The organism is Kitasatospora sp. NPDC059146, assembly GCF_042786665.1.
Lineage (GTDB): Bacteria > Actinomycetota > Actinomycetes > Streptomycetales > Streptomycetaceae > Kitasatospora.
In genome coordinates this window covers 1-11,551 of the sequence record NZ_JBHZCY010000195.1, presented here as the reverse complement: position 1 = coordinate 11,551, position 11,551 = coordinate 1, and the positions used below count along the sequence as shown (strand labels likewise).

Sequence of the window (11,551 nt, the reverse complement as noted above, 5' to 3'; positions counted from 1 at the left end):
GGCCCCCTCCTCCGGCTTCCCGGATCACGGCCTTCCAGTCCTCCCCCGTCACCCGGTCGTCGGGCCGCGCGCCACCGGTACTCGCGCCACCGGTACTCGCGCTACCGGCACTCGCGCCACTGGTACGCGCGCCACCGGCACTCGCGCTACCGGTACTCGCGCAGCCGGGGCCGCACCCCCAGCGCGGTGAGCGCCACCGCCGCCGCCAGGACGACCCCGCCCAGGGCCGCCGTGGTGCCGTCGAGGTCGCCGTCGGTCGCCGCGAGGGCCGAGTCCATCGCCTTCTGGTTGACGTCGATGGTGTCCTGCATGGCCGCGCCCAACTGCCCGAACTGGTAGTTGGACTGCCCCTCGGCGAGGCCGGTGTTGAGCGTGATCGCGTCCTTGAGCTGCCCCGCGCCGCGCAGCACGCGCATCCGGTGGTCGATCGCCTGGTACTCCTGGAAGGCGCTCAGGACCCGCTCGGCGGCCGCCTGCTCGCCGGGGAAGGTGATGTTGTTCAGCTCGGCGCCCAGGTACCCGCCGAAGGGGACGGTGGAGCGGTCCTGGTGGTGGCGTTCGACGGCGGTCTGCAGCCGGGTGCCGTAGGTGTCCAGGGTCGCCCCGTCGAGGTGGACGATCGCCTGGCTCTGCTCCAGGTAGGCCTGCTCCCACACGGCCGCCCGGCTCGGGTCGATCAGGTAGCGGCTCTCGTCGGCGTTCATGTCGTACGCGACGGCCCGGGAGCGGCTGAGCGCGATCACCGAGTCGTAGGCGTCGCTCTTGGCCGTCACCAGGTGGTCCGAGGTGCGGCCCACCAGGGCCAGACCGGTCACCAGCACCACCCCGGTCAGCAGGGTGACGCCGGCCAGCGCGGGGTTGAACACCCGGTGGTAGCGCACGAGCAGCGCGCGCTGGAGCCCGACCAGCGCGGCGAGGGCGAGCAGTCCGGCGCCGAACAGCCACCACCAGCCGGTGCCCAGGGCGTCGCGCTGCTCGCCGTAGACGCGGTCGACGGTCGCCTCGTTGGCGGCGGTGACCTGGTCGGCGGCGGGCAGCAGCTGGCTGCGCAGCAGGTCGGAGGCCTGCCGGTAGGCGTCCAGGGCGGCGGGCGAGGGCTGGCCGGCCGGGGCCTTGGCCTGCTCCTCCAGCAGCTGGGAGCGGGCCACCAGGGCCTCGTAGCTGCCGAGCCGGCCGAGCACCAGTTGGACGGCGCGCTGCCCGGCCGGGTCGGCGGCGGCCGCCTGGGCGGCCTGCTGGAGGTCGTCGTCGGCCTGGTTGCGGCGCTGCTCGTAGGTGTCCAGGGTCTGCTTGCGCAGCGCGGCGTAGTCCTGGTCGTCGCCGACCAGCAGCAGGTTGGCGGCCTGGGCGTCCATGTCGCTGAGCGCGAAGTAGAGGTCGGCGGCGCGGGTGGCCTGCGGGGCCGCCCGGTGGCCGATGGTGTCGGTGCCGTCCCGGGCGCCGCCGAGCACGGCGGTGGCGGTGGCGCCGAGGCCGATCAGGGCGGCCAGGCTCAGCGCGGTGAGCGCGCGGACCAGGCGCGGGGTGGTCCAGTAGGAGCGGCTGCCGACCGTCCGCAGGCCCTGCCCGAGCCGGGCCAGCGGCCCGGACGGCAGCCACGGTCCGGACGGCGGCCGCGGTCCGGCGGGTTCGCCGCTCCCGGCCGGTTCCGGGCCGTCGTCCCCTCCGGCGGCCGCCTCCTCCGAGGTGGCCGATCTGCCTGCTGTCGAGGTGGTCATGACCCACACGTCCCTTTCCCCCGTGGCACGGTCCGCCGGGGCTCCCGGTGGGAACCGAACACAGAACCGTTTCTCTCCGCCGCGCGACGCTAGTGCCGCGCCACCGGCGGTGGGACGCTCCCTGACGGCTCCTTGACACCGGCGGACGGGGATCTTGACGCTTCCTTAGCACGGGGGTCGCCGGTGGCACCCGGACGGCCCGGAGCGGCGCCCGGCAGCTGCCCGGCCCGGGGCCGTCAGAGCCAGTCGCGGCGCTTGAACACCAGGTACAGCCCGGTGCAGACCAGCGCCATCAACCCGACCGCGAACGGATAGCCGAAGGCCCACTTGAGCTCCGGCATGATCTCGAAGTTCATCCCGTACACCGTGCCGATCAGGGTCGGCGCGAACAGGATGGCCGCCCAGGAGGAGATCTTCTTGATCTCGTCGTTCTGCGCGTGCCCGGCCTCGGCGAGCTGCTTCATCTCCTCGTTCTGCCGCTGCGAGACCAGCGTCGCGTTCACCGTCAGGATGTTCTGCAGCATCTGCCGGAAGCCGTCCACCCGCTCGGCCGCGTAGGTGGCGTGGTCGGCGACGTCCCGCAGGCGGCGCTGGAGCTCCTCGTCGGTGCCGTACTTGCCGAAGCCCGCCTCCAGGCTCCGCATGATCTCCAGCAGCGGCCGGGTGGCCCGCTGGAGCTCGATCACCTCGCGGGACAGCTCGTAGATCCGGCGGGAGACGTGCGGGTCCCCGCCGAACACCTCGGTCTCGATCTCGTCGATGTCGTGCTGGAGCCCGGCGATCACCGGCGCGTAGCCGTCCACCACGGCGTCCAGCACCCCGTACAGCACCGCCTCCGGACCGAGCGCCAGCAGCTCCGGGTCGTCCTCCAGGCGGCGGCGCACCGCGGAGAGGTCCGGGGCCTGCGAGTGGCGCACGGTGATGACGAACTCGGGGCCGACGAACAGGTGGATCTCGCCGAAGTCCACCTCCTCCGCCTCGTCCAGGTAGCGGGCGGCGCGCAGCACCACGAACAGGGTGTCGCCGTAGCGCTCCAGCTTCGGCCGCTGGTGGGCCACGATGGCGTCCTCGACGGCCAGTTCGTGCAGGTTGAACCGGTCCGCGGCCTCCAGCAGCTGCGCCTCCGCCGGGCGGAACAGCCCGATCCAGGCCATCGTGCCGGGCCGGTCGGGCAGTTCGCGGTAGATCGCGGCGAGGTCGGCGGGCGCGTCCGTGCGGCGGCCGTCGCGGTAGACCGCCGCGTCCACCAGGGAACGCTCCAGCGCCCCCGGCTCGACCGGCTGGTCCGGGCGCGGGTCCATCGAGTGCTCGGGCGCGGACCGGGGGTCGACGGGCCGGCGCTCGGCCGTCGGACGGGAGAACGGACGCCTGCTCGCGCGCACGGCGCGCACACGCCAGTCGGACATGCGGGGAACCTCCACGGTGGGTGCCCGGCCACCGCCGTGCTCGGCACGGTGGGCCGGAGGCGCCCGGCCCGCCGCCACGCGCACGGCGCGACCGGCGGCGCGCCCCGCCGGTGGCGGGGTCAGCCCTGCGCGGGAGCCGTACGGGAGGAGGAGTGCCGGGGGCCGCGAATCCTGCGGGACAACCGGGGGCGGGGCCGACTTCGACCCGTACTACTGCACTCCACGGCTCTCACCTCCTCGAATCCGCGCGCCCCGGGGGACGCCGACGCAACCCCACCCGATGTTAGTACCCGCACGACCGACCCTCTCCACCGCCCCTGACCACCGCCCCTCTCCACCACCCTTCCGACCGGACCCACCGGCGGCCCCGAGGCCGTCCGGCCCGGGCCCCAACGGACTTACGCCGTCGGCCCGTTCGTCCAGCTGGAACGATTACGGTCCGACGCCGCCACCACTACGCTACGTCGCATGAATTCTTCGGAGACGGCCCCCGGGCGGGGCACGGCGGTGGTGATCGGCGGCGGGCTGGCCGGCGTGGTGGCGGCCTGGGCGCTGCGGGGGCGCGCCGAGCGGATCGTCGTGGTGGAGCGGGACCGGTACCCGGACACGCCGGCGTTCCGGGCCGGGGTGCCGCAGGGCCGGCACGCGCACCTGGTGCTGGAGGCGGGGCACCGCGCGCTGGAGGAGCTGATGCCCGGCATCAAGCAGGAGTTGACCGACGCGGGCGCGCACCGGGTCTCCACCTCGGGCGACCTCCGGTGGCTCAGCTCCGCCGGCTGGATGGCCGACTACCCGGCCCGACTGGCCTTCCTCTCCTGCACCCGGCCGGTGCTGGACAAGGTGGTGCTGGACCGGGTCCGCACCGAACCGTCGATCGAGTTCCTGGAGGGCACCGACGTGGTCGGCCTGCTCGGCTCGGCGCAGCGGGTCACCGGGGTGAAGGTCCGCGAGCGCGGCCGGGAGCGCGGGGACGTCCAGGGGCGCGGCGAAGTCCGGGAGATCCCGGCCGAGTTGGTGATCGACGCGGCCGGCCGCTCGACCTCGGTGCCGAAGTGGCTCGGCGAACTGGGCCGCCCGGTGCCGGAGGAGCGGGTGGACGCGGGCGTCGCGTACGCCTCCCGGCTGTTCCACCGACCGACCGGCGTCGACCTCGGCCACCAGGCCGTCTACCTCCAGACCAAGGCCCCGGACAAGCCCCGGATGGGCGTCCTGCTGCCGGTCGAGGGCGACCGCTGGATCGTGAGCCTGGCCGGGATGCGCGGCGCGGAGCCCGCGCCCGGCACCGAGGGCTTCACCGAGCACCTGTCCCGGCTGCGCGACCCGGCCCTCGCGGAGATGCTGCGGGACGCCGAACCGGCGGGCGAGGTACGCGGCTTCCTGCCCGGCCCGGGCGTACGGCGGCACTACGAACGCGGCGCCCCGGACGGCCTGGTGGCGGTCGGCGACGCCGCGAGCACCTTCAATCCGGTGTACGGGCAGGGCATCACCGTGTCGCTGTTCTGCGCCCAGGTGCTGCGCCGCACGGCCGCCCGGCACGGCGGCGTCGGGCCCGCCACCGCCCGTGACGCGCGCCGGGAGATCGCGGCGGTGTCCAAGACCGCGTGGATGATGTCCAGCGCCGAGGACGTCCGCTTCGCCGCCACCACGGGCGGGCCCTCGGGCGCCCTGATCAGGCTCCAGCACCGCTACCTGGACAAGGTGCTCCGGGGCGCCACCCACAACCCCGAGATCACGGCGGCCTTCCACGAGGTACTGTCGCTGGTCGCGCCACCGACCCGGCTGTTCCACCCGGCAGTGGTGGCCGCCGTGCTGCGCGGCTGACGGCCCGCGCGGACGCACCCGCCAAGCGGACGCACCCGTTAATTCGGGTGCGTCCGGACCGGCCGCCCGTTACCCTGGCCGACATGTCTACGCCCCGCATCTCCTAGCTGACGGACCGCCTCCACGCCACCCGTCTGTCCGCTAGTCGTTTCGGAGCGTTACCCCATGATCACCACCCGTGGTGTCGACGTGCGCGTCGGCGCCCGTCTGCTGCTGTCCGACGTCACCCTGCACATCGCCCCCGGCGACCGGATCGGCCTGGTCGGCCGCAACGGCGCCGGCAAGACCACCCTGCTCTCCACCCTCGCCGGGCACCTGCCCCCCGCCGCCGGTACGGTCACCCGCACCGGACCGGTCGGCTACCTCGCGCAGGACTCCCGCGCCGCCGACCCGGCCGTCACCGTCACCGACCGCATCCTGTCCGCCCGCGGCCTGGACACCGCCCTCCGCGCGCTGCGCGACGCCGAGCGGGCCATGGCCGTGGCCGGCTCCGCCGCCGAGGAACGCCGGGCGATGGACGCCTACGCGCGCGCCGACGCCGCGTTCCAGTCCCGCGGCGGCTACCCGGCCGAGGCCGAGGCCGCCCGGGTCGCGGCCGGACTCGGGCTGCCCGCCCGGATGCTGGACGCCCCCGTCGGCACCCTCTCCGGCGGCCAGCGCCGCCGGGTCGAACTGGCCCGCATCCTGTTCGCCGACCACGGCACCCTGCTGCTGGACGAGCCCACCAACCACCTGGACGCCGACTCGGTCGGCTGGCTGCGCGGCTTCCTCGCCACCCACCGGGGCGGACTGGTGCTGATCAGCCACGACCTCGACCTGCTGGCGGAGACCGTCAACCGGGTCTTCCACCTGGACCCGCAGCGCGCCGCGCTCGACGTCCACAACACCGGCTGGCGGGCCTACCTGGCCCAGCGTGCGGCCGACGAGCGCCGCCGCACCCGGGAACGGGCCAACGCCGAACGCAAGGCCGCCGCCCTGCACGCCCAGGCCGATCGGATGCGGTCCAACGTCGCCACCGCGACCAGCGCCCGCAGCATGGCCCGGCGCGCCGACCGGATGCTCGCCGAGCTGGAACCCGTACGGCAGACCGAGCGCGCGGCACGCATCCGGCTGCCCGAGCCCGCGCCCTGCGGCCGGACCCCGCTCGGCGCGGTGAGCCTGGCCAAGGCCTACGGCGGCCGGACGGTGCTGAGCGGCCTGGACCTCGCCGTGGAGCGCGGCAGCCGAACGGTCGTGCTCGGCCTCAACGGCGCCGGCAAGACCACCCTGCTGCGCGTCCTGGCCGGGCGGGAACGCCCGGACTCCGGCCGGGTCGTCGCCGGCACCGGCCTGCGGCTCGGCTACTTCGCCCAGGAGCACGACACCCTGGACCCCGCGCTCAGCGTGCGCGACAACCTGGCCGCGGCCGCGCCCGAGCTGACCGACGGCGAACTGCGGACCGTCCTCGGCGCGTTCCTGTTCCGCGGGGACGACGCCGACAAGCCGGCCGGCGTGCTGTCCGGCGGCGAGAAGACCAGGCTGGCGCTGGCCGCCATGGTCCACTCCGGCGCCAACGTGCTGCTGCTGGACGAGCCGACCAACAACCTCGATCCGGCCTCCCGGGCCGAGGTGCTGGCCTCGGTCGGCACCTACCCGGGCGCGATCGTGATGGTCACCCACGACCCCGGTGCCATCGAGGCGCTCCGGCCGGACCGGGTGCTGCTGCTGCCGGACGGCGACGAGGACCTCTGGCACGACGAGTACCTGGACCTGGTCACCCAGGCCTGAGCCACCACCCCCGCCCGTAGCGGTCCTCCGGTCCCCGGCGGACCGCTACGGCCCTCCGCGCCTCGGCCGACCGGAGAAAGGGAGGCGGTCGTGGCCATTGACGGCGGACCCGGCCACCCGGATCCTCTCCCCTACGGCCCGGCCGCCGGCCCGGCCGCACCGACGATCCGGGGGTGGTCACCGATGGCGAACCAGTTGGCGGACGAGCGGATGCCGACATCACTCAAGTGGGTGGTAGCGGGGGTCTGGCTGCACGCCGTCGGCAACAGCGCGGCTGGGATCTTCCTCCTCGCACTGATCCACGGCCAGCACGGTGAAGGCGTCGCCATGGTGACGTTCATCGCCTTCCTCTCGATCCTGATCGGCGTCCTGCTCGGCACCTGCGCGGCCCTGGCGCCGGGTGGGGCCCGGTGGACCCGGAGGACCGTACTGGTGATCGAGTGGCTCGCGATCGTCAGCGGCGTGATCCAGCTCTTCTCCGGCTCGATCATCTCGCTGGCCGGCATCGCGATCGCGGGCATCATCGTCCGGGCGTACAGCTCCGCCGAGGCCAAGGAGTGGTTCACGGTCTGAAGGGCCGATCGTCATCACCGGTCGCTGAGCGCGATCCTGCCGATCACGCGCAACAGCCGGCCGCGCTCCGGCCCGTCCGCTCCGACGGACCGCGGGCGTCTGGAGACGCATTGCGGAGTCCCTGAGACGCATTGCTGATTCCAAGGCAGGAACCCCGTCCTACCGTGGAAAGCACACGGGGAGCCCGCCCGGAACCATGAACGGTGCGGGAGGACCGATCCGTTCCTGACCCCCCTTCACCAAGAGGAGCATCATGCGAATCGGCACGCGCGTCATCGGAACCGCCCTGGCCGGAGCCCTCCTGGCCGTCGGAGGCGCATCCCAGGCCATGGCACAAGCGAAGTACAACGCGTCGACGTCGCTCTCCAACGGCCGCCTCAGCACGTCCATCTCCCAGGAGGACAAGACCCAGCCCGACGGGTCCGCCTTCTGGCAGCTGCAGGACGTCTACGAGAAGACCGGCGGCGGCACCATCACCGCACAGTTCGGGTTCAACTACCACGGCTACTCCTACAACCGCGACTGGAGCGACCAGTCCGTCAACCAGACCAAGGACGCGTGGTTCTGGGACCTCGGGTTCAACGACTGCCAGAACGTGATCGGCTGGATGGCCGTCAAGGGCCAGAACACGTTCTACAACGCGCCCGTCACCATCTGCTAGCAGCCGCCCGCCGTCACGATGGGCCCGCGCCCGAGGGCGTGGGCCCATCGCCGTGCCCACTGGAGTGCCACCAGCATGATCCGCGCGATCCTCCACCACGAGCCGGGACTGCTCTGGACCGTCCTGGCGGCTCTGATCGGCGCCGCCGCCCTCTCGGCGGCCGTCGCCGGACGGCGCTCGGCCCCGAGGCCGCTGTCCGCGCTCGCCGGAGCGTCCACCGCCCTGGTGCTCGTCGCCACCCTCTACCCCGTGCACCCCGACGCACCGGCCCCGCTCCGCTGCACCGCCGGGCTCGACCTGACGGGTGCGATGTCGGGCACCCAGGGCCTGATGAACATCGCCCTGTTCGTCCCGGCCGGCTTCTTCACCTCCCGCCTCGTTCGACGGCCCGTCAGCACCGGCATCGCCCTCACGCTGCTCTCCGCCGCCGTCGAGGCGACCCAGGCCCTGACCCCCGGCATCGGCCGCAGCTGCGATTCCGCCGACCTGTGGGACAACGCGCTCGGGGCCGTGCTCGGCTGTGGCCTCGCGTACCTGTGGAGCAGCCGGACGGGCGACCGGCCGCTGGGCACCACCAGGCGCGAGCTCGCACGCGGGGCGGTCGCCCTCGTGGGCGGAGCCGCAGTGATCGCGGCCGTCCTGGTGCCCTCCGTGACGGTCGTCGCACCCGACCCCACGGAGAACACCGCGGCCGGACCGGCCCAACGGGCCGCCGCCACCAAGGCGTTCCGGGAGTTCTTCGGGTCGGCCGCCGACATCGCGTCCGTCCAGTACGTCGAAGGATCCTCCGGCCACCCCGGGACGGTCAGCGTCACCGGCCGGCAGGGCAGCCTCGAACTGGCGTGGCCGGGCGGCGAACCGGCCTCCGGGCTCGTCGGGCCGACCCCCGACCAGGCACCCGGCGAAGTCAGCGACGACGTCGCGGTCGACGCCGCCACCCGCTTCGCCCGGACCCATTTCCCCTGGGCCCTCACCGACAGCTACCCCAGCACCGACCCCCAGCCCAATTCCGGCGGCGCCAGGACCGTCCAGTGGCGTTCCCGCGTCGACGGCGTCCTCATGCCGATGCGGCTCGACCTGCTCGTCACCGGCAACGGCCGGGTCAGTTCGTTCTCCGCCCGGCACGTCGACCCGCCCGCCCTGCCGAAGGCGACCGTCACCGAGGCGACCGCCCGGAGCACCGCGGCCACCGCCCACCCCGGCTTCACCACCAGCAGCACGATCCTCCTCGCCCAGGCGGACCGCGACGGCACCTGGCACCCGCGCTGGCTGGTCGGCATGAAGCCGCCGGAGGACCAGCAGAAGAAGGGCCTCCTGGTGGTCACCATCGACGCCGCCACCGGCGCCTTCGTCACGACCTAGCCGGCAGCTGCGGCCCCGCCTCAAGCAAACCGGGCATCACGTCACGTGCCGCCCCCTCGACTACCCGGCTGCCTCGGGGACAGCGTCACCGCCTCGGCAGGACCGGTGTCGGTGCCGGCGTCGAGGGCACGGGCGCGGGGTGGGCGCCGGGCAGGGCCAGGGCCAGGGCGGCGCCGAGGAGGCAGACCGCGAGACCGACGGTGCAGGCGACGTGGAATCCGTGCATGAAGGAGCTCTGGACCGCCGCCCGCAGGGCCGCTCCGGAGCCCGGGGGCGTGGCCGCCGCGGTGCGCAGGGCCTCGGCCACCGAGCCCTCGGCCGCGCTGAGGGTGCCGGCCGGGAGGGCGGAGAAGGCGGTCGTCGCGAGGTGGGAGGCGTAGAGGGAGGTGAAGACGCTGCCGACGACGGCGACGCCGAGGGTCCCGCCGGCCTCCCGGGTCGCGTCGTTCACGGCCGATCCGACGCCCGCCTTGGCGGGCGGCAGGACACTGAGGATCGACTCGGTGGCCGGTGCGGTCGTCAGGCCGAGGCCCAGTCCCATCAGGATCATTTGACCGACGATCAGCCCGTAGGACTGGAAGGCGGGCGAGAGGGCGATCCACCCGAAGGAGGCCCCGAGCAGCAGGAGCCCGGAGGTCACGACCGCCCGGGTCCCGGCCCTGGCGGCGAGCGCGACCCCGCCGAGCGAGCCGAGCGCGATGGTGAGCGCGACCGGCAGGATCCGCACGCCGGTGGAGAGGGCGCCGTAGCCGCGGATGAACTGGAAGTACTGCGTCACCAGGAAGATGAAACCGAAGAGCGCGAAGAACGCGACGGTGACCGCTCCGCTGGCGGCGGAGAAGGCCGGGGTGCGGAACAGGGTGATGTCCACCATCGGGTGGCTGCGTCCGCGTTCGATCACCACGAAGAGGGCGGCGAGGGCGGTGGCGGCGGCGAAGCCCGCGAGGGTGGCGGGCCGGTCCCAGCCCCGGGTCGGCGCCTCGATGACCGTGAAGACCAGCAGGCCGACGGCGGCCGAGGCGGTGAGCAGGCCCGGTGGGTCCAGTCGGGCGCTCGACGGGTCCCTGGACTCCGGGACCCAGAACCAGGTGGCGGCGAGGGCGACCAGCGCCACCGGTACGAGCGCGAGGAAGACCGAGGGCCAGGCGAAGTGGGCCAGCAGGAGTCCGCCGGCGACCGGACCGACGGCGACGCCGAGGCCGGTGACCGCGCCCCACAGGCCGACCGCCTTGGCGCGTGCGCGGCGCTCGGGGAAGGCGTTGGTGATGACGGACAGGGTCGTGGGGAAGATGACCGCCGCACAGGCGCCCATGGCGAAGCGGACGGCGATCAGCGCGCCGGACGACCCGGTGAGGGCTCCCAGCGTGCCGGTGAGCGCGAAGCCGCCGAGTCCGGCGAGCAGGGCGGGCCGTCGTCCGAACCGGTCGCCGAGCGAACCGGCGGTCAGGACGAGGGCCGCGAAGGCGAGGTTGTAGCCGTCGACGATCCACTGGAGGTCGCGGGTGGTGGCGTGCAGTTGGCGGCCGAGGTCCGGGAGGGCGACGTTGACGATCGTGGTGTCCAGGTTGATCGCGAAGGCCGCGAGGCAGACGGACGCGAGGGCCAGGGAGCGCCGGGGCGCGGGACGGTGGGGCATGGCTGCCTCCGACCAGGTGGGGCGGATGGTGCGGGCTCGGTCGAGGGAGTGGATCCCGCGATGTTGACAGCGGGAACATGTGGACATCTGCCAGCATTTCACCGCAAAGTGGACACTGTCAACACCGGAAGGGACGGGAGGGCGGGAACGTGGCCACGAGCCGGCCGTACCACCACGGAAACCTGCGGGAAGCACTGGTCGCCGGCGGGGTCGACCTCGCCAGGACCGGCGGACCCGCCGCCGTCGTCCTGCGCGCGGTCAGCCGGAGGGCGGGCGTCTCGCACAACGCCGCGTACCGGCACTTCGCCGGCCACGAGGCCCTGCTGGCGGCGGTCGCGGCGAGCTGCATGGACCGGTTGGGGCGGCTCATGCTCGCCCGCTCCGCGGCCGTGGACCTGCCCGACGAGGTGGCGGCGGCCCGGGCGCGGCTGGACGCGATCGGCCGGGCGTACATCGACTTCGCCCTGACCGAGCCCGGCTGGTTCCGCACCGCCTTCTGCGGGACCAGCGCCGCCCCGCGCGGGGAACCGGATCCGGCATCGGGCCTGCCATCGGGCATCGGGCGGGGAACCGGGCCCGGAGGGCTCCTGCGGCGCGGACCCCTACG

Annotated in this window: 9 protein-coding genes; 6 read left to right on the top strand and 3 right to left on the bottom strand. The window is 74.0% G+C overall.

Annotated elements, in window-relative coordinates:
- Positions 1-146: 146 nt before the first annotated feature.
- Together ACFXPX_RS41680 and ACFXPX_RS41675 are read right to left on the bottom strand one after the other, a co-directional pair.
- Entirely contained in the window at positions 147-1,718 is a 1,572-nt protein-coding gene (locus tag ACFXPX_RS41680; RefSeq protein ID WP_380644945.1) for a hypothetical protein, read from the bottom strand.
- A 236-nt stretch (positions 1,719-1,954) separates the two neighbouring features.
- Positions 1,955-3,124, bottom strand: a complete 1,170-nt coding sequence (locus ACFXPX_RS41675; protein ID WP_375889442.1) for a magnesium and cobalt transport protein CorA — start codon at positions 3,122-3,124, stop codon at positions 1,955-1,957.
- Between the two features lie 468 nt (positions 3,125-3,592).
- On the opposite strand from ACFXPX_RS41675, the gene ACFXPX_RS41670 reads away from it, so the two are divergent.
- The 5 genes from ACFXPX_RS41670 to ACFXPX_RS41650 all read left to right on the top strand — a co-directional run bounded on the left by ACFXPX_RS41670 (position 3,593) and on the right by ACFXPX_RS41650 (position 9,308).
- Positions 3,593-4,945 (top strand): NAD(P)/FAD-dependent oxidoreductase, encoded by a 1,353-nt coding sequence (locus ACFXPX_RS41670; RefSeq protein ID WP_380594111.1) that lies wholly within the window; start codon positions 3,593-3,595, stop codon positions 4,943-4,945.
- A 165-nt stretch (positions 4,946-5,110) separates the two neighbouring features.
- Positions 5,111-6,712, top strand: coding sequence for an ABC-F family ATP-binding cassette domain-containing protein (locus tag ACFXPX_RS41665; protein ID WP_380644944.1), 1,602 nt, complete (start codon positions 5,111-5,113; stop codon positions 6,710-6,712).
- A 183-nt stretch (positions 6,713-6,895) separates the two neighbouring features.
- Positions 6,896-7,285: a hypothetical protein gene (locus tag ACFXPX_RS41660; protein ID WP_375889434.1), complete on the top strand. Its 390-nt coding sequence runs from the start codon at positions 6,896-6,898 to the stop codon at positions 7,283-7,285.
- A gap of 253 nt (positions 7,286-7,538) precedes the next feature.
- On the top strand, positions 7,539-7,946 hold the full coding sequence (locus ACFXPX_RS41655; protein ID WP_375889433.1) for a hypothetical protein: 408 nt from the start codon (positions 7,539-7,541) through the stop codon (positions 7,944-7,946).
- A 75-nt stretch (positions 7,947-8,021) separates the two neighbouring features.
- Entirely contained in the window at positions 8,022-9,308 is a 1,287-nt protein-coding gene (locus ACFXPX_RS41650; protein ID WP_380594107.1) for a VanZ family protein, read from the top strand.
- 85 nt (positions 9,309-9,393) lie between these two features.
- Here the strand turns inward: ACFXPX_RS41650 and ACFXPX_RS41645 are convergent, their stop codons facing one another.
- On the bottom strand, positions 9,394-10,944 hold the full coding sequence (locus ACFXPX_RS41645) for an MFS transporter (protein ID WP_380644943.1): 1,551 nt from the start codon (positions 10,942-10,944) through the stop codon (positions 9,394-9,396).
- A 149-nt stretch (positions 10,945-11,093) separates the two neighbouring features.
- Between ACFXPX_RS41645 and ACFXPX_RS41640 the strand changes: the two genes are divergently transcribed.
- Positions 11,094-11,551, top strand: a 458-nt coding sequence (locus tag ACFXPX_RS41640) for a TetR/AcrR family transcriptional regulator (RefSeq protein ID WP_380644942.1), incomplete at its 3' end; no start/stop codon positions are given.

What these genes read in the sequence shown, in the direction of transcription:
- ACFXPX_RS41675 (WP_375889442.1), bottom strand. Translation starts at nt 3,124, where the DNA reads ATGTCCGACTGGCGTGTGCGCGCCGTGCGCGCGAGCAGGCGTCCGTTC.
- ACFXPX_RS41645 (WP_380644943.1), bottom strand. Translation starts at nt 10,944, where the DNA reads ATGCCCCACCGTCCCGCGCCCCGGCGCTCCCTGGCCCTCGCGTCCGTC.
- ACFXPX_RS41660 (WP_375889434.1), top strand. Translation starts at nt 6,896, where the DNA reads ATGGCGAACCAGTTGGCGGACGAGCGGATGCCGACATCACTCAAGTGG.
- ACFXPX_RS41670 (WP_380594111.1), top strand. Translation starts at nt 3,593, where the DNA reads ATGAATTCTTCGGAGACGGCCCCCGGGCGGGGCACGGCGGTGGTGATC.
- ACFXPX_RS41680 (WP_380644945.1), bottom strand. Translation starts at nt 1,718, where the DNA reads ATGACCACCTCGACAGCAGGCAGATCGGCCACCTCGGAGGAGGCGGCC.
- ACFXPX_RS41655 (WP_375889433.1), top strand. Translation starts at nt 7,539, where the DNA reads ATGCGAATCGGCACGCGCGTCATCGGAACCGCCCTGGCCGGAGCCCTC.
- ACFXPX_RS41665 (WP_380644944.1), top strand. Translation starts at nt 5,111, where the DNA reads ATGATCACCACCCGTGGTGTCGACGTGCGCGTCGGCGCCCGTCTGCTG.
- ACFXPX_RS41650 (WP_380594107.1), top strand. Translation starts at nt 8,022, where the DNA reads ATGATCCGCGCGATCCTCCACCACGAGCCGGGACTGCTCTGGACCGTC.